Source organism: Citrobacter sp. RHBSTW-01013 (assembly GCF_013781985.1).
Classification (GTDB): Bacteria; Pseudomonadota; Gammaproteobacteria; order Enterobacterales; family Enterobacteriaceae; genus Citrobacter; species Citrobacter braakii.
Genome location: NZ_CP056185.1, coordinates 790,806 through 813,086, shown reverse-complemented (window position 1 = coordinate 813,086; position 22,281 = coordinate 790,806). Strand labels below are relative to the sequence as shown.

Below are 22,281 nucleotides of genomic sequence, written 5' to 3'. Positions count from 1 at the left end.
CCTCCTGTGCATTGTGTCGTTAAGATTTCGACTTAGGCATTTGTGAAACTAACGACAAACTGACGTCCATACCTTCAACCTGAAAATGCGGAATGGCATACAGGCGCACGCGGAAGAAGCCTGGGTTATCCTCAATATCCTCCACCACAACACGCCCGTCACGAAGCGGGTGTGAAGCCTGCAAGTCATCGCCAGGATCGGTCATTTCGGTTACCAGACTGCGCAGCCAGTTGTTCAGTTCAAGTTCAAGCAGACGGCGATCTTTGGTCGTACCTATATTTTCTCGCTGCAGGATTTTCAGGTAGTGAGCGATACGGGAAAGCAGGAAGATATACGGTAGACGTGAGTTAATCCGGCTGTTAGCCGTCGCTTCCGCTGTATCAAACAGCGCAGGTTTTTGAGCCGAGTTAGCAGAAAAGAAGCAGGCGTAATCACGATTCTTATAATAAGAAAGCGGAATAAAGCCGAGGTTGGCGAATTCAAACTCCCGGGTTTCCGGAATCATCACCTCAGACGGGATCTTCACCTGATTACCTGTCCCCAGATCGTACAGATGGATAGGCAAGTCTTTAACCGCACCACCCGCCTGTGGTCCACGGATCTGGACGCACCAGCCATTCTTGATAAAACTTTTCACCATGTTCACAGCGAAAGAGAAAGAGGCGCTGGTCCACAGATATTTTTCATGATCCGGGCCCTTAACTTCTTCAACATAGTTAAAACTGCGTACCGGCACGGTATCAGGACCATACGGCAGGCGACCCAGAACACGCGGCATAGTTAATCCGATATAGCGTGAATCGTCGCTATCACGGAATGCTTTCCACTTGATGTATTCAGCTCGTTCGAAATAATCATTGATATCTTTTATGGCTGCGACTTCTTCCATATTTTCCTTCAGGAAGAATTTCGGCCCAACGGAACCAATGAACGGCATATGACAGGCAGCCGACACGCCAGAAATATTGCGCAGCAGTGCAATATCCTGCGGGCTGTTATCAAATTCGTATGCTGAAATCATTGCCGCAATGGGTTCGCCGCCAGGCTGATCATATTCTTCAATATAAACATGGCGATACAACCCGCTTTGGATAAGTTCCGGCGCGTCGTCAAAATCATCACGCAGCGCATCCTTGCTGATATCCATCATTTCTACACGGACATTTTGGCGAAAATCGATACCGGTGATCATCGAGTGCACACCACGCCAGAGCGATTCTTGTTTTTGAAATTCAGCATGGTGCATAACTTCATTAACCTGGTCGCTAATCTGCTTGTCCAGACGAGCAATCTGCTCATCGAGCAGCGTTTTATCCAGGCGTTCTACTGGCTGCGCAGCATCCGCCAGACAAGAGACCAGAACCTGAATAGCGGCGGTCACGCGTTCAGCCGGAGCGGCATCAGAAAGCGCTTCATCGCTCTGCCATGCATCTACATTTTTTAATGTAGAAACCGGGGAAAGATTAATTTTGTCAAAGAGGGATTGATAAACGCTGCGTTCACTGGTCGTGGTGGTCGCGACTGAAGAGGTATGTTCCTGAACAGACATCAACATATTCCTTTTATGATCCTTTACTATTCCTGCCAATTAAGCGGAGGAAACCCTGTATAACGTTAAATCTCTTCTGGCATCATGGTTGCCAGTTCATCACGCAGTTCCTGACTCAGGGCTGGATTTTTGAGGATGATTTCCAGCTCGCGACGAAAAGCAGCGTTATCGAGTAAGTTAGATTTCAGGTCGCGCAGTAAGTTACGCATAGCCAACAGAACGCGTAATTGTGGGATATTTCGTGCGACCTGTTCAGGTTCAAAATCGCGGATATTTTTAAAGGTAAGGTTAATATCGTCAGTTCTGTCATCACCAGCTAACGTATTTTTAACACTCATATTTACCACTGGTGCGAACTTAGGGAAGGTGCGAATAAGCAGGTCATTTCTTCCCAAGCTGACTCGCTGATTAAAATTTCGCGGATCTGGGCCGATTTTTTTCCCGCAAACACATCGAATCAGCCTATTTAGGCTATTTTTTCCACCATTTCTGGCGTTATTTCCGGTTTTTACTGAGATCTCTCCCACTGACGTATCATTTGGTCCACCCGAAACAGGTTGGCCAGGGTGAATAACATCGCCAGTTGGTTATCGTTTTTCAGCAGCCCCTTGTATCTGGCTTTCACGAAGCCGAACTGCCGCTTGATGATGCGAAACGGGTGCTCCACCCTGGCACGGATGCTGGCTTTCATGTATTCGATGTTGATGGCCGTTTTGTTCTTGCGCGGATGCTGCTTCAAGGTTTTTACCCTGCCGGGACGCTCGGCGATCAGCCAGTCCACATCCACCTCGGCCAGCTCCTCGCGCTGTGGCGCTCCTTGGTAGCCGGCATCGGCTGAGACAAATTGCTCCTCTCCATGAAGCAGATTACCCAGCTGATTGAGGTCATGCTCGTTGGCCGCGGTGGTGACCAGGCTGTGGGTCAGGCCACTCTTGGCATCGACACCAATGTGGGCCTTCATGCCAAAGTGCCACTGATTGCCTTTCTTGGTCTGATGCATCTCCGGATCGCGTTGCTGCTCTTTGTTCTTGGTAGAGCTGGGTGCCTCAATGATGGTGGCATCCACCAAAGTGCCTTGGGTCATCATGACGCCTGCTTCGGCCAGCCAGCGATTGATGGTCTTGAACAATTGACGGGCCAGTTGATGCTGCTCGAGCAGGTGGCGGAAATTCATGATGGTGGTGCGATCCGGCAGGGCGCTATCCAGGGATAATCGGGCAAACAGGCGCATGGAGGCGATTTCGTACAGGGCATCTTCCATGGCACCGTCGCTCAGGTTGTACCAATGCTGCATGCAGTGAATACGCAGCATGGTCTCCAGCGGATAGGGCCGTCGGCCATTGCCCGCCTTGGGATAAAACGGCTCGATGACAGCGGTCATATTCTGCCATGGCAGAATCTGCTCCATGCGGGAGAGGAAAATCTCTTTTCGGGTCTGACGGCGCTTAGTGCTGAATTCACTATCGGCGAAGGTGAGTTGATGGCTCATGATGTCCCTCTGGGATGCGCTCCGGATGAATATGATGATCTCATATCAGGAACTTGTTCGCACCTTCCTTAGCTAACACATCATTGAAATTATTTTTATTAATATCAACCTTTTCGCGCTCGGATAATGGTCGTTGTTCTCTACCATTACTGAAATCACCTACAGCCAAAAGTTTTAACGGCAATTCAACCTTTTTCTGAACGCCTCCGGTATGTAAATCTAACTTAATATTAACGCGTGCCGTCGGCACTTCATTCTGAAAACTGTCACCCATACGTCCCTCTCAGACCGGCGGTTCCTGCCGATATTTTACATTTCCTAACGGAGCATTTTCCAATCGCTCAACGTGTTTCTTACATCGTCATTTCTGCGGGCAGTCAACAACAACTGTTAATGACAATTAACGATTATAATTAGTATGCTAACGTAATCCGACATATTACCTGAGATAAAATATGATCAATATCACTAATACACCAAATAATACATTAGTATTATTCATCTAAAAACAAAATCAAGAAAGTATATTATCTAATACAAACGGAGGAAATTAATTAACGTTGAAAACATTCATAAAAAGAATGTTTTTGAGCTATAAAATATTAATTAAAGTAATAATTACCATTATATCTATATTCCATGTAACTTATTTGAATATATAATCAGCGTCAATTTAACTATAAACAGAAAAAAGCCGGAGATATACTCCGGCTTTTCGCATTTCAATCAAGAACACGCAAAAAGATTACTCTTCCTTCACCACAATCAGCGGTTCGATATCGCTCTCTTTTTTAATCACCAGCGACTCATCGCCGCGCAGGCAGGTCCCCCCATAGTTACCGCCTACGGTGAAGGTACAAACCTGAATATATTTACCGGCAATTTTTGGCAGACACCAAAGCTGCTGATAAATGTTCTTCTGCTCGGCAAACTTTCCGCTGGTTTTATCCAGTAACTCTTCCTGATGGCTCACCAGATCGATGTTGCTGCCACAACGTCCTGCAATAGGTTTCACTGCATAACCGGTTTGCGCCAGCTCTTCATTAACAGTGAAATCAGTATCAAGCAGATAGCGGTGGTGTGGGAACAGTTGCCACAGGATCGGCAGAATCGCTTTATTACCAGGGATCACCGTCCACAGAGGTTCAAAGACCAGCACTTCCGGGCGCAGCAACACGTCGATTAAACGCACTTCCTGATTCGTATGCCCGGTACGAATTGGTACCGCGGCGTACTCCGTTTCACTGACCTCTCGCACCTGCTCAATCGCGGTTTCCCACGCCCAGGTTTTCCAGACGCAGTTCACCAGACGACCGTCCCCGTCAATCAGCTGACCGGCGTCATCCCAACGTAGCTCATCGAGGCCACGCAGAATTTTACTGTCAAACCCGGCCTGACGTAGCGCCTGCTGCATAAACTGAGCGTGGTAGTTTTCCTCTATATCTTTATCCTGCATGATGTGGACAAAAGGACGCGCGCGGCTGTGCTTCCAGGCCCCCGCCAGTTCGTTGATCAATCCTTCAGCTGGGTTGTGTCCCTGTCCTGTATAGCCCTGCTCGGCCCATCTTTCGAGGATCAAACCAGCTTCGGTATGGCACGATGCGGAATCGGCGTTGTACTCATACACCTTCAGTCCGCGTTCATCCATACAGAAATCCATACGTCCCGTAATCATATGATGCCGACGACGCTGCCAGGAAAGGCGCAGACGCGGCCAGAGGATTTTCGGGATATCGAACAGCGCCAGCAGGTTGTCATCTTTCAGCACTTTGTCGGTCGCGTGCAGATACATCAGGTGCAGCTCGTTGGTGGCTTTGATCAGTTCCTGCTCTGCACTCTCGGTAATGGTGAAGTACTGATGCGGATCCTGATTAATAACGTGGCCGTTCGCCAGCACGTAGGCTTTCTGCAGCGGATCCTGTTCATCAAGCCATTTACCGTCAAACTGCCCGTTATCTTCCAGTCGCGCGCCGCCAATTTTCAGCGAGTCGTTGGCGATCTCCGGCTGCGGCAGGCTGTCACGGGTATCATCGGTCTGGATCATCCAGCCAAGGATGGTGGTGTCGTCAAAGGTATCACGTAGGGTGTAACAACCGTTTTCAACCACCATCTCCAGTTCGCGGGTCCACTGCTGTCCGGGAGGCAACGGCGTATGGAGCACGTTCTGTTCGGCAATACGGATTTTGTTTTCCAGCAACTGGGTGACGACCGCCACATGGCCGGTATCGTTAAACTCACCGCCTTTTTGCCAGACAAGCAGAGCACCGGCTACCGGCGCGCGTGGTGAACCATTCGGAAATGCCTGTAACGGCAGGATATTGTCATTCACTACTTCGCGTAGAAAGCGTAAGGAAAAGATCTCCCAGGCCATGCCTACATCGGTGAAGACCACGCCATAATTAAGGAAGAGAAAGCGGCGTGCGAACTCTACGCACTGCCATTTGTGGCCCATGTATTCGTCGTCGATATAGCTGCGAAATGCCGCATCATCGTCGTAGTCCCGTGGGTCGAGGGAGCTGTAATCTGAAGAGTAGATTGCTACGCCGCCTGGGGCGTAGCCCAATAATGTCCCGAATGGGGCATCCTGACTGGTCGTTCCTTTGCTCATGCACCTTACCTCAAAACAATACAGCCTGAGCAGGTTGGCGTGAATTTTTCGCTCTGATTGCCTGCTCTGCGACACTAACCGGACAGAGGTCGACATCATCATACACCTCAACGCAGCGGCTGGCGCTCAGAGGCGAAAAATTCGCAGCAGGAACTACGCTTTTGTCACGGTGACCGGTACGCTTTTATACGCCGGAGTCAAACTTTGTGTGTCCACCGCATCCAGCGAAAGCAGGACATTCGCTTCTGGCAGATAAGCGCCTATTGAGCCCACCGCCATGTTGTAAATCACCACCGTCAAGCCGCACATAATGCGATCCGCACAGGGCTGGCCGCTGTCGTCCAGCGCCTGAACGTTGACCACATCTCCCTGGTTCAGACCGCGAGTCGCCGCTTCTTCAGCGCTTAAAAACACCACATCCCGACGACCGGTAATGCCACGGTAGCGATCGTTCATACCATAAATAGTGGTGTTGTATTGATCGTGGCTGCGCAGCGTCGCCAGAACCAGTGCATCGGCAGGCTGATTTTCTCGCTCTACCGCCCGCTGATGGCTGACGATAAAGTTGGCTTTACCATTCGCCGTTCGCCATTCACGGCGCGAAGCGGGCGTATCCATACGAAATCCGCCCGGCTCGGCAATACGGGCATTGTAATCGTGGAACGCCGGGATCACGGCTTCAATGGCGTCACGGATCAGCGCGTAGTCCCCGGTTAACGCTTCCCAGTTGATCGGCGAAAGCGGCAGAGTGGCGTGTGCCATGCCCGCCACAATCGCGGGTTCCGATTTTAACCAGCGGGAAGCTGGCTTCAGCGCGCCGCAGGAAGCATGGACCATCGACATCGAGTCTTCGACGGTCACCGACTGGCTCCCCGTCGCCTGAATGTCGCGCTCCGTTCGACCTAATGCAGGCAGCAGGTAATTATGCTTTGCCAGCAGCAAATGCGATCTGTTCAGCTTGGTCGCAACATGGACCTGCAGATCCAAATTTTTCATCGCCGCAAAGGTACGCTGCGGCTGCGGCATCGCCACCGCCAGATTGCCACCCATGCAAATGAGCGCTTTTGCCTCTCCCCGTTCGATGGCCCGAATACTCTCCACGCTGGAGCGGCCATGTGTACGCGGCACACGGATAGAAAAATGCGTCTCAAGGCGTTGCAGGAAGTCTTCGGATGCCGCTTCGTTGATCCCCACGGAACGGTCGCCCTGCACGTTAGAATGACCGCGCAACGGACAGATCCCCGCCCCAGGCTTACCCATATTGCCTTTCAGCAGCAGCAGGTTTACCAGTTGCTGGACGTTCTCAGTACCGTTTTTATGCTGGGTGATGCCCAGACCATAACAAATAATAGTGGCACGAGATTTACTGTAGCTGTGCGCCAGGTCTTCCATCTGACTGCGCGTCAGGCCCGAGTCCTGTTCCAGCTCCGCCCAGTTATGCTGACGTAAGTCCTCATACAGCGCTGCATATCCAGCGGTATGCTCATCGATAAACGCATGATCGAGCGTCGGTTGCTGATCCAGTAAGATCCGCGCTTCATCCATTTCGATCAGCGCCTTCATGATGCCTTTGAGCAGCGAGGCGTCACCGCCCATTTTTACCTGGTAGTAGTCGTTGCTTAGCTGCGTCGACTGACCGGTGAACATCTCTTTCGGGCTTTGCGGGAAACTAAAGCGCTCAAGCCCCCTTTCGTTCAGCGGATTGATAGAGATAATTTTAGCCCCGCGTTTGGCAACGTCGCGTAAGGTGGTCAGCATACGTGGATGATTTGTGCCAGGGTTATGCCCGATACAAATCACCAGATCGCAATGGTCAAAATCGTCAAGTTCAACGGTCCCTTTTCCAAGGCCAATGGCCGGCGTAAGCCCTGCGCTGGTCGGTCCGTGGCACATGTTTGAGCAATCAGGAAAGTTGCTGCTGCCATATTCGCGGGCAAAAAGCTGATACAGGAACGCCGCTTCATTTGACGTTCTGCCGGAGGTGTAAAACTCAACCTGCTGGGGTGAATCATAGCTGCGCAGACGCTCGCCTATCTCCTGGAAGGCGATATCCCAATCCACCGCCTGCCAGGTATCTGATGCTGCATCGTATTTCATCGGATGCGTCAAACGACCGATATTTTCCAGCTCATAATCGCTGTAGTGCCAGAGTGTGGAAACCGGGTGACGGCTGAAAAATTCCGGTGACGCTTTTTTACTGGTTGTCTCCCAGGAGACCGCCTTAACGCCATTTTCGCACAGCTCCATTGGCGCACGGTGCCCTGGGTCCGGCCACGCACAGCCCGGACAGTCGAACCCTTTCACCTGGTTCATTTTGAACATCGCGATAATGTCGCGGGCGACAGCCTTTTGCGAAAACACCGAAGCAGTGACGGCTTTTACCGCGCCCCACCCACCCGCCGGGCCCTGATAACCGCTTACTCCTGGAACACCATTTTTCATTATTACTGCTTATTCACCGCCAATTTTTAATGGTGAATACGGTAGCAATTTCCGTCCAACATTGATTTCCTCTTCATGGAGTACGGAGCGGGTACAATGAACGGGTTAGATTTATCTTCCCCTTTCAGCACAAAGCGACATAAAGTCCCAATCTGTTAAATTGAGTTCTACCTAACTGCTACACTGCATCAACACAACCACTCAGAAGGCAGGTCAATATGTCAGACAATACCTATCAGCCCGCGAAAGTCTGGACGTGGGAAAAATCGAACGGGGGCGCATTCGCCAATATCAACCGCCCGGTTTCCGGAGCCACCCACGAGAAAACGCTGCCGGTTGGCAAACATCCGCTGCAGCTCTATTCGCTGGGTACGCCAAACGGGCAGAAAGTGACGATTATGCTGGAGGAGTTGCTGGCGCAGGGGGTGAAAGGCGCGGAATACGATGCCTGGATTATCCGCATTGGCGATGGCGATCAGTTTTCCAGCGGCTTTGTTGAGGTGAATCCGAACTCGAAGATCCCGGCGCTACGCGATCACTCGCAAAACCCACCGGTTCGCGTATTCGAATCTGGCGCAATCCTGCTCTATCTAGCTGAAAAATATTGTTATTTCCTGCCGCAGGATTTGGCAAAACGCACCGAAACGCTGAACTGGTTGTTCTGGTTACAAGGCGCAGCGCCGTTCCTCGGCGGAGGCTTTGGCCACTTCTATAACTATGCTCCGGTAAAAATTGAGTACGCTATCAATCGCTTCACCATGGAAGCCAAGCGCTTACTCGACGTGCTGGATAAACAATTGGCGCAACATCAGTTTGTGGCCGGAGATGAATACACCATTGCCGATATGGCGGTCTGGCCATGGTTTGGCAATGTGGTTCTGGGCAACGTCTACGACGCAGCAGAGTTCCTTGACGCAGGAAGCTACGCGCACGTACAACGCTGGGCAAAAGAGATTGCAGCGCGTCCGGCGGTTAAGCGTGGTCGTATTGTAAACCGCACTAACGGACCGCTGAACGAGCAGCTTCATGAACGCCATGACGCCAGCGACTTCGATACCCATACCGAAGATAAGCGCCAGAACTAAAATAAATTGCCGGATGGCAACCGCTATCCGGCAATTTCATTCAGGATTTGTCACGCGCTGGTGACGTCGTACTCCATGCGGCGAAGTGCGTCTAACGTGGCTTTAGCTTCATCTTCATCAATGATGCTCATGGCGAACCCTACGTGCACCAGCACCCATTGCCCGACCAGCTCAGCTGTATCACCTTCACAAATCAGGGCAATATTGACATCACGTTTGATGCCGCACACTTCAACCTGCGCAAGCTGGTGAATATCTTCACCAACGGCCAGAACCTGACCAGGGACTCCAATACACATATCTGACTCCGCCCCATAGCAACCTATGGGTTATTCGACTTCAATACTTTTCACTTTCAGTGAATCGCCAGCATCAACCCGCAGACGATCGCCCTGACATTGTGGACACTGCGCATCATGCTGGGTGATTTCCACAACCTGACTGCAATCCCAGCACCATGCCTGGGCTGGCTTGTAATCAATATGCAGCTCACAACCCTGAGCCAGCGTCCCCTGACAGACGATGTCGAAACTGAAACGAACGGCGCTCTCTTCAACGCAGGAGAGCGCCCCGATTTCCAGCCAAACACCGGTTACACGTTTGACACCGTGCTGCTCTGCCTGCTGTTGAACAATCTCAACCGCGCTCTGACAAAGGGACAGCTCATGCATTTTCGCAGTTCCGACGACCCAGCAGCAACGCGCGGCGATTAAGCTGCGGCGCATTCGGATCGCTAACCGGCAGCGATAACAGCATTCGCGCGCAATCGTCAGTCAGACGCATGCCTTCTTGCGCCGACATACTGTGCGAAAGCGGCGACATCAGTGAGCAGGAAAGGTATTGCGATACACCCTCCAGTTCACCAACGGTAAAGGTCATCTCGCCATACGGCAGACGCAGTCCGATTTTTTCGCTGACTTTACGCACCGGCCAGATCTGGTCCGGTCCGGGGAAAATCAGTGCGCTGAGCATCCAGGGCGTGATAACACACCCCGTCCACTGTCCTTCAAACAGCGTAAATTCAGAGACATATACCGGCATGTTCGGATGCAGGAAAGAGAGATCGTGCATTGAACGCCGGGCAACCTCTTCAAACGCTGCCTGAATTTGCATCTTCGGGGCCGTCTGAAAACCGACAAACTCCTCAGACATGAGCCGCCTCCCGCGGGATCGCCTCAACACCTGATTCGCGAAGCGCGGCAAGAACCTGCTCAAGCGCAGGTTCAATCATCGCTTCAACCGTTGGCGTTAGTCCGATATGCGGCTCCAGCGATTCCGGAATAACACCGACTAACGTCAGCTTTTTCGGAAACTCGCCGGTGAAACGCAGGGCCGACAATACGTCGGCCAGACCAAGCTGGTGCGGTGAGATTTTGTTGGTAAACAGCGCCGGGATCTCTTCATCCCGCAGGACCATCATCGTTCCTGGCGTGTTTTTCTTCGACACAATGGCGTCAGCAATGATCAGATGATCTCTGTTCGCCATATCACCGAGAAGCTCCATCCCAGCCGTACCACCGTCCAGAACATCAACAAAGTCTGGCAGGACGTACCGTTGTTCTAATGCTTCAACGATACGTACCCCGATGGCTTCGTCGGTCAGCAAAATATTGCCGACCCCTAAGACTAATATCCGCATTACAGAACCTTAACTGAGACCACTTCGTTCCCATCAACGTCCACCACATGCACCGCACATGACATACAAGGGTCGAAGGAGTGAATGGTACGAACCACTTCCAGCGGTTTGTTTGGATCGGCAATCGGCGTACCTACCAGCGAGCGCTCATACGGTCCCACTTCATCATTAAAGTTACGTGGGCCAGAGTTCCAGGTTGACGGTACTACCGCCTGGTAGTTGCTGATAATGCCATCTTTGATCACCATCCAATGAGACAACATACCGCGCGGCGCTTCGAGGAAACCGACACCTTTAAATTCACCCGTTGCCGGGATATCCGGTTTCACGAAGGTGGTGTGGTCGCCTTTGCCGATGTTCACAATCAGCGCGTTGTACTGATCCTGCAGAACATTCTGCAGTTCACAGCAGTGAACGGTACGGCCAATAATACGGCCCAACGTAGAGTGCAGCTGTGACACTTCGATAGTTTTACCGGTCAGCTTGGTGTAAATCGCGATGATTTCATTCAGCTTGGCATGGGTAGACTCGCGTTTGGCCGCCAGTTTACACAGCATGTTGGCCAACGGACCCACTTCAACCGTTTTACCGTAGAAGGTCGGTGCTTTAACCCAGGAATACTTGCCGTCATCTGACCAACCGGTGTAATCAGGAACCGTTGTGCCTTCCCACGGAGCCTGCGGCGCTTCGTCTTTGTACCACGCGTGTTTCGCACTCTCCTGAATCCCTTTGATCAGGTACTCATCGGAGTGAGAGGTGATCGGACGATAGGTCGACAGATCTTCATTGGTGATGTAACCACCCGGGAACAGGAAGCTGCCGTTTTTACCGTCAGTCGGGAATTCCGGTGCGCTCAGATAGTTAACCGCACCTTGACCACGTTCCAGCCACTCAGGGTAGAACGCAGCAATAACTGCGGTATCAACCTTGTAAACCTGCTCAACGAAGTCGCTCAGCTTATCGATAAAGGACTTGATATACATCAGGCGCTCAAGGTTCAGCACGCCAAGGCCGTCGAGGTTAATTGGGTTAGCAACCCCGCCTACCGCCAGGTTCTGAATGTGCGGCGTTTTACCGCCCAACAGCGCCACAACACGGTTAGCATCACGCTGGCATTCCAGCGCCTGCAGGTAGTGAGCGACCGCAATCAGGTTCACTTCTGGCGGCAGCTGCATTGCCGGGTGACCCCAGCAACCGTTGGCAAAAATGCCTAACTGACCGCTGGCAACAAGGTCTTTGATCTTGTTCTGAACCTTAGTGAACTCTTCTGCGCTGTTCAGGTGCCAGGAGGACACGCCGTTCAGCATGGCAGACGCTTTCGCTGGATCTGCTTTCAGTGCAGAGGTGATATCCACCCAGTCCAGCGCAGAGAGCTGATAGAAGTGAACAATGTGGTCATGCGTGGTGTGCGCGGCCAGAATGATGTTACGGATATACTGTGCGTTCACCGGAACATCAATATTCAGCGCGCTTTCTGCTGCACGAACGGAAGAGATAGCGTGAGTGGTAGTACAAACGCCACAGATACGCTGCACAATCATCCAGGCATCGCGTGGATCGCGGTTTTTCACGATCTCTTCCATGCCGCGCCACATGGTACCGGAAGCCCATGCTTTAGATACCACGCCATTTTCGATTTCGCAGTCGATGCGTAAATGACCCTCAATACGGGTTACCGGATCAATAGTAATTCTCTGGCTCATGCTTTGCTCGCCTCATGACGATTTTGATCGTTTTGTTTTAAAGGAGGAAGTATCGGCAGTAGACGAATGAGTACGATGTATGCACAAATCTCAATAGCCACAAAACCAATAGAAATCAACAGTTCTTCCCAGGTCGGGAAGTAGTGGTAGCCACCACCAGGATTGAACGCCACCAGCGAATAGGACAGACGCCATGTCGCACAACCCAGCAATGCGCTCAGCGCAGACAGATACAGCATGCGCGAGTCGTTACGCAACTTAGTGACGCGCAGCACCACCAGCGGGAAGACCATCAGCACGACTTCAATCCAGAACATCAGGGAGTAAAGATCGCCTGAGAACGCATAGGACAGCTTGTCGCGATAAATCAGTTCGCCAAAGCGCAGAACCACGAAAATCGCCAACAGTACGCTGATGGTATTCGTCAGCTTGATGAACAAACTTTTCTCGTCCGGACCATTACCTTTCAGCCCGGCTTGTACCAACGAGCCTTCGAAGATGACGATCGAGAAGCCCATAATAAAAGCGGTTAATACGGAGAAAAGCGGCAACATTTCATAAGCTTGCCATAGCGGATGCACCTTATAGCCCGCAGAAATCATCAATGAACCCATTGAAGACTGGTGCATAGTTGGCAGCAGCGCGCCAAGGGCAATGATAAAGAACATCACTTTATTCAAACGTTTGAGAGAGACTTTCCACCCCAGACGTTCAAACAGAGCCGGAGCAAATTCCAGCGCCATGATGCCGATATAGATGGTCATACAGACCGCCGTTTCGAACAGTACCGAGTTCACGTTGAAGTGGCCCGGAATGTAGAAATACGGCAGGTTCCAGTAACGACCGACGTCAATGGTGATCGACAGACCACCCAGCGAGTAGCCAAACAGGCTCGCCAGCAGCGCCGGACGTACCAGTGGATGGTATTGTCCTCTGTTGAAAACATACACCGCCCACGCCAGAGCCCAGCCACCGCACGCGAAGCCGGTACCAATCAGCAGGTCAAACGCGATCCATACACCCCATGGGAAACCGCCGTTCAGATCGGAGACTGAGCCCAATCCGAAGACCAGACGTTTCACGATCAGGAGCATACACAGGACGATAAGCGGCCCAAAAATAATGACCGGTTTGCTGATTATTTTTCCGCCCAGCGGTTTAGGATCATGACTCATGATCGTCTCCTCCATCGTGATGGTCGTTTTTCGTGTTACGACGAACCAGCACGGTTAAGCCCGCCAGCGCAGCCAGGGGTAATATCATGCCCTTGTACAAGGAATGTTGAACATGTTCGGAACGCGCACCGGTTGAAAGATCATCCAGTTTCGGCAGATCCAAATCCTCGTAAGGAACGCCCGTCAGTACCATAACCTGTGTACCACCACCCTCTTTCTCGCCGTACAGATGGGGGTAATACTTCGGTACCGTATGCAGATAGGTATCGCCTGCTTTCACCGTCTGACGCGGATAGTGGTATTCGCTGCCAGGCTTCAGCGCGAGACGTTTTTTCGCCTCAGCCATCAGCTCTTCACGCGTACCAAAAATCACCGCACCAGCAGGGCACACTTCAACACAACCCGGTAAACCGCCTTTGTCCAGACGCTCAACACCTTTCTGGTTACACAGTTCACATTTGTGAAGCGCACCAAACGGGTTGTTGTAGTCATACTTAGGCACATTGTACGGGCAGGCGACCATGCAGTAACGACAGCCCGTGCAGACATCTTTGTCATAGTGGACGATGCCAGTTTTCGGATCTTTCTTCAGCGCGGAGACCGGGCAAACGGAGACGCAGTTCGGATCGACACAGTGCATGCACTGCTTCTTAATGTATGCGTAGCCGTTTTCTTCCTGGTCTTTGTTGACGCCTGTTCCGCTACGCCACACCTGGATGATGTTATTGGTATACGGTGACAGTTTGTCGTTGTTCGACCAGGTCTGCTCGCCTTCCGGGTTACGCGCCGGGAAGTTGATATCCTGACACTTGGTGACACAGGCCTGGCAGCCTACGCACAGCGTCGAGTCATAGAGCATCCCAAGAGAACCAGGGATCGGCGGACGGTTTTCTGCAGCCGCATGGCTGATGGACGGCGCAGCGCCCAACAGCAATGCCCCGCTGGAGGCTGCTTTAATAAAGTTACGTCTGTTCACGGTTATTCTCCCCGTGAGTCAGCGTTATCTTTCTTCTGCTGACGCCCCAGTTCACGAACCGCCATCACGCTGACACCGGCAACCAGTCCTACTACGCCACCAAGCAGCCCAATCGCCCCGGCAGAAATATTGCCGCCTTCTTTCATATTGACGTCAGGTTTCTCGGAACGCGGTGTTTGGTTTTCCACATGAGCAAGCTGGTGAATACCTTTATGGAAACCGACACCTTCTTCGTTACAGCCGTAGCAAGGGTGACCGATAGCCACCGGCCACACGCCGCCAACATCGCAGAATTGCAGCGTTGAGCAGTTGCCGTAGGTTTCTGGTCCTTTACAGCCCAGATGGTAGAGGCACCAGCCTTCACGGTGACCTTCATCGCCAAACTCTTTAGCAAAACGACCTGCATCGAAGTGCGGGCGACGTTCGCAGTGTTCGTGAATCAAACGACCATAGGCAAATGTCGGACGGTTTTTGGTATCCAGCTTCGGCGGCTTACCGTAAGTGATGATATGCGCGACCGTTGCAAGGAAGTTGTGCGGGTTCGGAGGACAGCCGGGGATGTTGATGATGGTTTTGCCTGGCAGAACTTCCTGCAAGCCGACGGCCCCCGTTGGGTTAACGCCAGCAGCAGCAACACCACCCCACGCGGCACAAGAGCCGATGGCAATGATAGCGGCAGCGCCTTCTGCGGCCCGGCGGATGTGATCTACGATCGGCTCACCGGCAACCATGCAGTAAATACCATTGTCTATCAGTGGGATAGAACCATCTACAACCAAAACATATTGCCCTTTGTACTTCTCCAGAGCGTTATGTTTATTCTCTTCGACCTGGTGGCCGAAGGCGGCAGAGAGTACCTCATGGTATTCCAGAGAGATTGTCTCCAGAACGAGGTTTTCCACTGTAGGGTGTGTCGCGCGAAGTAGCGATTCAGTACAACCCGTACACTCCTGCGCACCAATCCAGATAACCGGTGGACGCTGAGGACGAGAAACTGATTCGGCCATTTCTGCGGCGGCTTTGCTACTGAGCCCCATGGTAGCGGCCAGTGCTGCACAAAGCTTCATGAAATCACGGCGATTGATGCCGTTCGAATTGATGAGAGAGTTATCTCCAGTCATTTTATAGTTATTCCGTTGCGAAGACCTGGCTTTTATTTTGCACCTTTCGCATGTTGCATATTGCGATCGGCGCGCCATTTACCACACTTTTTATATGGTTATGTGCATTATAATACTTCGGCGGAGCAACAAAACGAAGGTGTAGGTCAATAGTGTAATTAATTAAAGCAAGATAATACCCCTTTCGGATCAAGCTTCGAGACGATAGCCAGCCATGAAAAAACGAATTGTTGTACTGGACTGGTTCTCTTTAAAGAAATCCATAACCATCTCTTTATCCAGCCCATAGCGACGCGTGAGGATCCCCGCTTCCCACGCGCTGAGCTGTCGATCGCCCGTTTTTTCAAACATTCGATGAGAAAACCCCAGCACAAAACCGCGTTTATAATCAGCACAAAAATTGGCCGCCGTGCGTGCGCTATCCGCACTTGACGCGTTTAATCCGGCCATCAAGCCTTTTCCAAAATGGTTGTCCATGCATAACCTCCAATCGCTATATAATAAATTATATAGCGATTTTTTAAGCAAAGACCAGAGGTATCACGTACTTTTTTATGCCCGCTTAGAAGGACACCCATTCATCCTTTTTAGCGGCCGCAGACGTTTTGCTGTCTGCTGAAGGGGAAGCGGTGCTGGCGGCGGCGTACTGCACATCGTTTGCTGAAAGGCGGAACTGTTGTACCGAGCGTTGCAGCTCTTCCGTTTGCCGTTCAAGCGCCACAGCCGCGGCGGAAACTTGCTCTACCAGCGCGGCGTTCTGTTGCGTTACGCTGTCCATCTGCGTGATCGCCACGCTCACCTGCGAGATGCCCTTATTCTGTTCTTCTGAGGCAGAAGCAATTTGCTTCATGATAACGGTCACTTCGGTGGCTCCGCGCAGAATCGCCTCCATGGTTAATCCCGTCTCTTTAACCAGTCGAGCGCCCTGATCGACGCGACGCGACGATTCGCCAATCAGCGTCTCAATCTCTTTCGCCGCCCCGGCGCTACGGCTGGCGAGGTTACGCACCTCACCGGCAACAACGGCAAAACCACGCCCCTGCTCACCTGCTCTGGCAGCTTCAACTGCCGCGTTCAGCGCCAGAATATTGGTCTGGAAGGCAATGCTATTAATAACAGACGTAATTTCCGCGATCTGTTTAGAGCTGGCGGCAATGCCGTCCATCGTCTCAACCACTTCTGAAACCAGGCTGCTCCCTTTACCTGCCGTCTCTGTCGCCGTATCGGCAAGCTGGCTGGCTTCACGCGCGTTTTCGGCGTTCAGTTTTACCGTTGCGGTCAGTTGCTCCATGCTGGCAGCGGTCTCTTCCAGCGCCGCAGCCTGCTCCTCAGTACGCGATGAGAGATCGTTATTGCCGGTGGAAATTTCCGTAGCCCCTCGCCAGATGTTGTCACTACCTGAGCGAATTGTACTGACGGCTTCGCGCAGGCTGTCCTGCATCGCGCACAATAACGGCACCAGTTGGCCCACGCAGTTACGGCCAAAATCTTCGATTGGATGGCTGAGATCGCCCTGAGCAATCTGCTGGAACTGCTGGCGGATACGTCCCAGGGGTTTCACCATCATGGCGACGAGGTAACGATCTGTGAAGAACAGGAGAGCAATACCGAGGATCACGGCGGTAATAATTAGCGTCCGGATGATAGACGTTTTGCCATCGACCATGACGCGCGTGGAATCAAGCCGCTCACCTGCCGTGGCGTTAAAACGTTCGGCACTGGCGCCAAATTCACGGCTCAGCGCTGGCGTAACGGTGCTGGCATGCTCCGCAAAGGCCGTAAGCGTGCCCTGCTGCGCCAGTTGCATTTGCGGAATCACCCCGTTATCCAGCAGCGCCTGCCACTTCGTCAGTACCGCCGCGGCAACATCCGGATCCATAGGCCCCGGAGACAACGTTTTCATCTCCTGGAGTTTTTTGCTCATATTCTCCAGGGACTGCTGCGCTGGTGCAAAATCAGGCGTTCCGCCGCTCATTTTGACATCCATGGCGCGACTTAAGCGCGTTACGAAGCGAAAATACTGATCGTTCCCCTGACTGAGTACCGTCATCTGATGGACAAGATGACGGTCAATATCATTGCCTTCAGATATTTTTGATAAAGAATGAAGACTGAATAAACCCACGCCCGACCAGAGCAGGCAAAAAAGTCCCAGTATTGCCAACATGACAATACGAATAGTGAAGTTTTTCAGCAAACGCATAATAATTTCCTTGCCGTTGATGAGGAATTCGCCATCAGGCGATACTTATCCTTGTTATCGGCAGGCAACAGAGAAGATATAATGCATTCTTTATTTTTTTACTTTCTTAAGTACATCCAATATTATTTACACTATATCAACATGAATGCTAATGAAATTAGCTAGCATTATTATTCAGATAATTAACCTGAAGCATTAAATAATCCCTTGTTTTCTATCGTAAATATTTGTTAAACCATGCAAGAGTACGCTCCCAGGCCAAATCAGCGGCAGCATTATCATAACGCGGAGTCGAGTCATTATGAAAACCATGATTAACGCCGGGATAGATATATGCCTCATAGACTTTCTTATTGGCTTTGAGCGCCGCTTCATAGGCAGGCCATCCCTCATTAATTCGGGTATCTAATTGCGCATAGTGCAGTAATAAAGGCGCTTTTATTTTAGGGACATCTGATGCAGGAACCTGACGCCCATAAAAAGGCACTGCGCAGGCCAGTTCAGGAAAAGCAACGGCTGCGGCATTCGATACGCCGCCACCGTAGCAAAATCCGGTGATACCCACCTTTCCCGTCGCGCCTGAATAACGCTGCATAAATTCAATGGCGGCAAAAAAGTCGTTCATCAGCTTTACCGGGTCAACCTGCTGCTGCAACTCCCGACCTTTATCATCATTGCCAGGATAGCCCCCTACTGAACTTAATCCATCAGGCGCGAGTGCAATATAGCCCGCCTTCGCCACCCGCCGTGCCACATCCTCAATATACGGATTCAGCCCACGATTCTCATGCACCACCACTACCGCCGGAACTTTCCCCGTCGCTTTCGCAGGTTTAACCAGATACCCACGCACATCACCATGCCCTTCAGGTGAAGGATAAGTCATGTATTCCGCCAGGATATCAGGATCGGTGAACTCCACCTGCGTTGCGAGGGCATAATTGGGTTTCAACACATTGAATAATGCCAGCGCCGTCATACCACCGACTGCATATTTCGCAGCAAGATTGAGAAACTCGCGTTTCGTTATTTTGCCATGAGCGTAATAGTCATAGTAGTCGAGCAATTCTTGCGGAAAGTCTTTGGCAGTTAGACGCGACATGGCAGCACTCCGGATCGATGTTTTTTTAAGCAAAGCACAGTGGTCTGTTTTTGCCCAGTTTTTCATTCCAGTGTGACCTGGTGAACGGGATATTCACCATGAACCCGCTAGAATAGAAACGTTGTTTCGAAATTCACCTGCACTAAGGAGATCTCATGGACTGGTTTGCCAATCCTGAACGTTACGAGCAGATGCTCTATCGCTACTGCGGGCGCAGCGGTTTACGTTTACCCGCGCTATCACTGGGTTTGTGGCACAGTTTTGGGCACGTTCAGGCGCTGGATTCACAGCGCGCTCTGCTGCGTAAAGCATTTGATTTAGGCATCACGCATTTTGATTTAGCCAATAACTACGGGCCGCCTCCGGGCAGCGCAGAAGAGAATTTTGGCCGATTATTGCGCGAGGATTTTGCACACTATCGTGATGAACTGATCATCTCCACCAAGGCAGGCTATGACATGTGGCCAGGGCCATACGGTTCTGGCGGTTCGCGCAAATACCTGCTCGCCAGCCTCGACCAGAGCCTTAAACGTATGGGCCTCGACTATGTCGATATCTTCTACTCGCACCGTGTTGACGAAAATACGCCAATGGAAGAGACCGCCTCAGCGCTGGCCCATGCGGTGCAAAGCGGTAAAGCGCTGTATGTCGGCATCTCATCCTATTCCCCGGAGCGTACGCAGAAAATGGCCGAGCTGATGCGGGAATGGAAAATTCCGCTGCTGATCCACCAGCCTTCTTACAACCTGCTTAACCGTTGGGTAGACAGCAGCGGTCTGCTGGATACGCTGGAATCCAATGGCATGGGCTGCATCGCATTTACGCCGCTGGCCCAGGGGCTGCTGACGGGGAAATACCTCAACGGCATTCCGGAAGGTTCACGCATGCAGCGTGAAGGGAAAAAAGTTCGTGGGCTGACGGAAAATATGCTGACGGAAGAAAACCTTAACAGCCTGCGTTTGCTCAATGAGATGGCGCAACAGCGCGGACAGTCGATGGCGCAAATGGCCTTAAGCTGGCTGCTGAAAGACAACCGGGTGACGTCGGTATTAATTGGCGCCAGCCGACCGGAGCAACTGGAGGAGAACGTTCAGTCATTGGCTAACCTGACGTTCAGCGCCGAAGAACTGGCGCAGATCGATAAGCATGTCGCGGATGGTAAGCTGAACCTGTGGCAGGCCTCATCTGACAAATAGCCGTTTGTAACTCTGTGCCGGGAAGCGGCGTTAGCCTCCCCGGCACGTAACAGGGCCAGCCAATCCCTTCACACCTCTTCCGCTTTGATCTCTGGACGTTGAAATTCCGGCCACACCAGCGCGACAAGCGCAGGATAAGCCTCCAGACTGAACTCCCTGAAGCACTGGCGTAAGTTAAGCACATCCAGATCGGCATGCGGGACTTTCTCACCGCTCAGACAGCGCTTTTTTATATTGTCGTAATATTTATACACCGCAGAGTTGAGATCGCTACAACGCCGCTGTGCATCAAATAGCCCTGGCGTCTCATTTAGCTCCACCATTGTCATCCGCTTGATCGTTGAGTGGATAAAATCGATATATTCGTGATTAACGCGCCAATACCATACTGGGGTAATCGAATTCATCAGTACCGAAAAATGATCTTCCCCCTCTTCTTTACTCAGCATTTCCGGCTGGTTTTCAGAGTGCCCATTTTCTGCATATCGGTTTTTATTTGCACTGCGCATCAACAAAAGTACCGCGCAGGTAAGCATTAGCAGGGTAATAACAGAATAAAATATACTGTTCATATACTGGCTCCATTTTTTTTGATTTTAAAATTACGCCATGCTATTGTCAACGCAGCCTGGTTTATTTAGAACAACATATCATTGGCATCAAAGGATATTTCAACATGCTTCCCGAGCATCTTGTTCCCTCGCGTTTTCACTTATCCAGCTCATCTACTAATACCAGTCCCACAGATAATAGTGAAAATTTGACTCAGGGAAAGAGAACATTAAGCGATTACGAACCCGATATTTTGATTAGCTCTACAGCTAACGGCCAGGCGCGCAATATGTTATTTGAAGAGTGCGATCGCCATTTAAAAGAGCGCCTGTTTCGTGCCGCGAAAATTGAGTCCTTCACTCGCCTGCTCAATTCACTACAAGCGGAAGGCGACATTAACGCTCAAGAATTAAGTAAAATTTTATCGACAAAAACAGCCAGCGTAAATGAACAGGGCAATAAAATTTGGCTTAATTTAATTACGCGTGAGACCAGCGATCCTATTTTTTATTCTCTGGAAGAGAAATAAAATGAAAGATGTTGAGGATAATAATGTTTATTTGGCTTTAGATGACCATAAAAGCGATGAGTTTGTCTTAAAGCAAAATTTGGCCGTATTGATTGCCAATAAAAATGCGACGTTGGAAAGCGTTGCCCAGGAGATGGTTTCTATTCCCGCCGCGCTGGTGCGGATGAAATGGCAAAATCGTCGCGAAATTTATGCGCTACAGGCTAAAGAAGAGATCTATGGTGCCGCGATTGAAGCCATTATGGAGCAGCAACCAGAACTACGGGACAAAATCATGGCCCGGCTGGAGAGCACATACCAGCATATACTCAAGCGAGAAACAGCCACCTTACGCCTGACGCGTAAACTGTCTGAAGGGAACTACGAACCCACCAGGATAACGGCAGTAGCACTGGATGAGGACAGATAAGGGCGTGTGGGGAGAGCTGAATCAGGAGAGGAAGGCCGGGTAAGGCAACAACCATTACCCGGCAATCAGGATTACTTCGCTTTCACGGTCTCTTCACCGACCAGACCAATCTTCAGGAAACCCGCCTGATGCAGCGTATCCATAACTTTCATCATGGTTTCATAATCGACGGTTTTATCCGCACGGAAGAAAATCGTGGTGTCTTTCTTCCCATCGGTCAGCGTATTTAATTCGCTAATCATGGTGTCATCCGTCACCTGATTGTTGCCAATAAACATACTCTTATCGGCTTTAACAGACAGGTAAACCGGTTTTTCCGGACGCGGCTGCGGCGTGCTGGTGGAAGCCGGGAGATTCACCTTCACATCCACCGTTGCCAACGGTGCGGCCACCATAAAGATGATCAATAAAACCAACATAACATCGATAAACGGCGTCACGTTGATTTCATGCATTTCACCGTTATCGTCCAGGTTTTCATTAAAGCTCATTGCCATGGAACA

At 51.2% G+C, this 22,281-nt stretch carries 21 protein-coding genes and 2 pseudogenes; 4 read left to right on the top strand and 19 right to left on the bottom strand.

Going from position 1 to position 22,281, the window contains the following annotated elements; translation table 11 throughout:
• Positions 1-19 precede the first annotated feature (19 nt).
• The 6 genes and pseudogenes from tssC to HV350_RS04000 all read right to left on the bottom strand — a co-directional run bounded on the left by tssC (position 20) and on the right by HV350_RS04000 (position 8,088).
• On the bottom strand, positions 20-1,549 hold the full coding sequence (gene tssC / locus HV350_RS04025; protein ID WP_016157464.1) for a type VI secretion system contractile sheath large subunit: 1,530 nt from the start codon (positions 1,547-1,549) through the stop codon (positions 20-22).
• A 65-nt stretch (positions 1,550-1,614) separates the two neighbouring features.
• Positions 1,615-1,908, bottom strand: a pseudogene (locus tag HV350_RS04020) (type VI secretion system contractile sheath small subunit); the annotation flags it as partial.
• Positions 1,909-2,057: 149 nt separating this feature from the next.
• Complete coding sequence (locus HV350_RS04015; protein WP_000019450.1) at positions 2,058-3,038, bottom strand: IS5-like element ISKpn26 family transposase; 981 nt, start codon at positions 3,036-3,038, stop codon at positions 2,058-2,060.
• 67 nt (positions 3,039-3,105) lie between these two features.
• Positions 3,106-3,312: pseudogene (locus HV350_RS04010) on the bottom strand (type VI secretion system contractile sheath small subunit); the annotation flags it as partial.
• A gap of 471 nt (positions 3,313-3,783) precedes the next feature.
• Positions 3,784-5,646, bottom strand: coding sequence for a bifunctional glutathionylspermidine amidase/synthase (gene gss / locus HV350_RS04005; RefSeq protein ID WP_181629821.1), 1,863 nt, complete (start codon positions 5,644-5,646; stop codon positions 3,784-3,786).
• A gap of 153 nt (positions 5,647-5,799) precedes the next feature.
• Entirely contained in the window at positions 5,800-8,088 is a 2,289-nt protein-coding gene (locus tag HV350_RS04000) for an FdhF/YdeP family oxidoreductase (protein WP_181629820.1), read from the bottom strand.
• A gap of 218 nt (positions 8,089-8,306) precedes the next feature.
• Here HV350_RS04000 and yghU point away from each other — a divergent pair, with 218 nt between their 5' ends.
• Positions 8,307-9,173: a glutathione-dependent disulfide-bond oxidoreductase gene (yghU, locus tag HV350_RS03995; RefSeq protein WP_181629818.1), complete on the top strand. Its 867-nt coding sequence runs from the start codon at positions 8,307-8,309 to the stop codon at positions 9,171-9,173.
• A gap of 50 nt (positions 9,174-9,223) precedes the next feature.
• Here yghU and hybG read toward each other — a convergent pair whose 3' ends face one another.
• From hybG to yghX, 11 genes are all read right to left on the bottom strand, one after another.
• On the bottom strand, positions 9,224-9,472 hold the full coding sequence (gene hybG, locus HV350_RS03990; protein WP_003024459.1) for a hydrogenase maturation factor HybG: 249 nt from the start codon (positions 9,470-9,472) through the stop codon (positions 9,224-9,226).
• Between the two features lie 30 nt (positions 9,473-9,502).
• Positions 9,503-9,844: a hydrogenase maturation nickel metallochaperone HypA gene (hypA, locus tag HV350_RS03985; RefSeq protein ID WP_016157467.1), complete on the bottom strand. Its 342-nt coding sequence runs from the start codon at positions 9,842-9,844 to the stop codon at positions 9,503-9,505.
• Positions 9,837-10,325, bottom strand: coding sequence for a hydrogenase-2 assembly chaperone (gene hybE, locus HV350_RS03980; protein ID WP_016154490.1), 489 nt, complete (start codon positions 10,323-10,325; stop codon positions 9,837-9,839). The genes hypA and hybE overlap by 8 nt, the downstream gene beginning before the upstream one ends.
• Positions 10,318-10,812 carry a HyaD/HybD family hydrogenase maturation endopeptidase gene (locus HV350_RS03975; protein WP_016157468.1) on the bottom strand — a complete coding sequence of 165 codons (495 nt, stop codon included), beginning with the start codon at positions 10,810-10,812 and terminating at the stop codon, positions 10,318-10,320. Before HV350_RS03975 ends, hybE begins: the two co-directional genes overlap by 8 nt.
• Entirely contained in the window at positions 10,812-12,515 is a 1,704-nt protein-coding gene (gene hybC / locus HV350_RS03970) for a hydrogenase 2 large subunit (RefSeq protein ID WP_003024476.1), read from the bottom strand. The genes HV350_RS03975 and hybC overlap by 1 nt, the downstream gene beginning before the upstream one ends.
• A complete protein-coding gene (gene hybB, locus HV350_RS03965; protein ID WP_016154492.1) occupies positions 12,512-13,690 on the bottom strand; it encodes a Ni/Fe-hydrogenase cytochrome b subunit in 1,179 nt (392 codons plus the stop codon). The genes hybC and hybB overlap by 4 nt, the downstream gene beginning before the upstream one ends.
• On the bottom strand, positions 13,680-14,666 hold the full coding sequence (hybA, locus tag HV350_RS03960) for a hydrogenase 2 operon protein HybA (RefSeq protein WP_003828357.1): 987 nt from the start codon (positions 14,664-14,666) through the stop codon (positions 13,680-13,682). The genes hybB and hybA overlap by 11 nt, the downstream gene beginning before the upstream one ends.
• Before the next feature lie 2 nt (positions 14,667-14,668).
• Positions 14,669-15,787: a hydrogenase 2 small subunit gene (gene hybO, locus HV350_RS03955; protein WP_181629816.1), complete on the bottom strand. Its 1,119-nt coding sequence runs from the start codon at positions 15,785-15,787 to the stop codon at positions 14,669-14,671.
• Positions 15,788-15,976: 189 nt separating this feature from the next.
• Complete coding sequence (locus HV350_RS03950) at positions 15,977-16,264, bottom strand: DUF2623 family protein (protein WP_016154494.1); 288 nt, start codon at positions 16,262-16,264, stop codon at positions 15,977-15,979.
• A gap of 85 nt (positions 16,265-16,349) precedes the next feature.
• Positions 16,350-17,990, bottom strand: coding sequence for a methyl-accepting chemotaxis protein (locus HV350_RS03945; RefSeq protein WP_049268744.1), 1,641 nt, complete (start codon positions 17,988-17,990; stop codon positions 16,350-16,352).
• A 214-nt stretch (positions 17,991-18,204) separates the two neighbouring features.
• Positions 18,205-19,092 (bottom strand): YghX family hydrolase, encoded by an 888-nt coding sequence (gene yghX, locus HV350_RS03940; RefSeq protein ID WP_049268743.1) that lies wholly within the window; start codon positions 19,090-19,092, stop codon positions 18,205-18,207.
• A gap of 155 nt (positions 19,093-19,247) precedes the next feature.
• Here yghX and HV350_RS03935 point away from each other — a divergent pair, with 155 nt between their 5' ends.
• The gene (locus tag HV350_RS03935; protein ID WP_053388758.1) at positions 19,248-20,288 is read left to right on the top strand and encodes an aldo/keto reductase; all 1,041 of its coding nucleotides are present in this window, start codon (positions 19,248-19,250) and stop codon (positions 20,286-20,288) included.
• 68 nt (positions 20,289-20,356) lie between these two features.
• On the opposite strand, the gene HV350_RS03930 is transcribed toward HV350_RS03935, so the two are convergent.
• A complete protein-coding gene (locus HV350_RS03930; RefSeq protein ID WP_181629814.1) occupies positions 20,357-20,860 on the bottom strand; it encodes an RNA helicase in 504 nt (167 codons plus the stop codon).
• A gap of 104 nt (positions 20,861-20,964) precedes the next feature.
• Between HV350_RS03930 and HV350_RS03925 the strand changes: the two genes are divergently transcribed.
• Positions 20,965-21,369, top strand: coding sequence for a hypothetical protein (locus tag HV350_RS03925; protein ID WP_046276175.1), 405 nt, complete (start codon positions 20,965-20,967; stop codon positions 21,367-21,369).
• Position 21,370: 1 nt separating this feature from the next.
• Positions 21,371-21,778 (top strand): hypothetical protein, encoded by a 408-nt coding sequence (locus tag HV350_RS03920; protein WP_016154500.1) that lies wholly within the window; start codon positions 21,371-21,373, stop codon positions 21,776-21,778.
• A gap of 71 nt (positions 21,779-21,849) precedes the next feature.
• Here HV350_RS03920 and exbD read toward each other — a convergent pair whose 3' ends face one another.
• Positions 21,850-22,275, bottom strand: a complete 426-nt coding sequence (gene exbD / locus HV350_RS03915) for a TonB system transport protein ExbD (protein WP_016154501.1) — start codon at positions 22,273-22,275, stop codon at positions 21,850-21,852.
• Positions 22,276-22,281: the final 6 nt, after the last annotated feature.

What these genes read in the sequence shown, in the direction of transcription:
- tssC (WP_016157464.1), bottom strand. Translation starts at nt 1,549, where the DNA reads ATGTCTGTTCAGGAACATACCTCTTCAGTCGCGACCACCACGACCAGT.
- HV350_RS04015 (WP_000019450.1), bottom strand. Translation starts at nt 3,038, where the DNA reads ATGAGCCATCAACTCACCTTCGCCGATAGTGAATTCAGCACTAAGCGC.
- gss (WP_181629821.1), bottom strand. Translation starts at nt 5,646, where the DNA reads ATGAGCAAAGGAACGACCAGTCAGGATGCCCCATTCGGGACATTATTG.
- HV350_RS04000 (WP_181629820.1), bottom strand. Translation starts at nt 8,088, where the DNA reads ATGAAAAATGGTGTTCCAGGAGTAAGCGGTTATCAGGGCCCGGCGGGT.
- yghU (WP_181629818.1), top strand. Translation starts at nt 8,307, where the DNA reads ATGTCAGACAATACCTATCAGCCCGCGAAAGTCTGGACGTGGGAAAAA.
- hybG (WP_003024459.1), bottom strand. Translation starts at nt 9,472, where the DNA reads ATGTGTATTGGAGTCCCTGGTCAGGTTCTGGCCGTTGGTGAAGATATT.
- hypA (WP_016157467.1), bottom strand. Translation starts at nt 9,844, where the DNA reads ATGCATGAGCTGTCCCTTTGTCAGAGCGCGGTTGAGATTGTTCAACAG.
- hybE (WP_016154490.1), bottom strand. Translation starts at nt 10,325, where the DNA reads ATGTCTGAGGAGTTTGTCGGTTTTCAGACGGCCCCGAAGATGCAAATT.
- HV350_RS03975 (WP_016157468.1), bottom strand. Translation starts at nt 10,812, where the DNA reads ATGCGGATATTAGTCTTAGGGGTCGGCAATATTTTGCTGACCGACGAA.
- hybC (WP_003024476.1), bottom strand. Translation starts at nt 12,515, where the DNA reads ATGAGCCAGAGAATTACTATTGATCCGGTAACCCGTATTGAGGGTCAT.
- hybB (WP_016154492.1), bottom strand. Translation starts at nt 13,690, where the DNA reads ATGAGTCATGATCCTAAACCGCTGGGCGGAAAAATAATCAGCAAACCG.
- hybO (WP_181629816.1), bottom strand. Translation starts at nt 15,787, where the DNA reads ATGACTGGAGATAACTCTCTCATCAATTCGAACGGCATCAATCGCCGT.
- HV350_RS03950 (WP_016154494.1), bottom strand. Translation starts at nt 16,264, where the DNA reads ATGGACAACCATTTTGGAAAAGGCTTGATGGCCGGATTAAACGCGTCA.
- HV350_RS03945 (WP_049268744.1), bottom strand. Translation starts at nt 17,990, where the DNA reads ATGCGTTTGCTGAAAAACTTCACTATTCGTATTGTCATGTTGGCAATA.
- yghX (WP_049268743.1), bottom strand. Translation starts at nt 19,092, where the DNA reads ATGTCGCGTCTAACTGCCAAAGACTTTCCGCAAGAATTGCTCGACTAC.
- HV350_RS03935 (WP_053388758.1), top strand. Translation starts at nt 19,248, where the DNA reads ATGGACTGGTTTGCCAATCCTGAACGTTACGAGCAGATGCTCTATCGC.
- HV350_RS03930 (WP_181629814.1), bottom strand. Translation starts at nt 20,860, where the DNA reads ATGAACAGTATATTTTATTCTGTTATTACCCTGCTAATGCTTACCTGC.
- HV350_RS03925 (WP_046276175.1), top strand. Translation starts at nt 20,965, where the DNA reads ATGCTTCCCGAGCATCTTGTTCCCTCGCGTTTTCACTTATCCAGCTCA.
- HV350_RS03920 (WP_016154500.1), top strand. Translation starts at nt 21,371, where the DNA reads ATGAAAGATGTTGAGGATAATAATGTTTATTTGGCTTTAGATGACCAT.
- exbD (WP_016154501.1), bottom strand. Translation starts at nt 22,275, where the DNA reads ATGGCAATGAGCTTTAATGAAAACCTGGACGATAACGGTGAAATGCAT.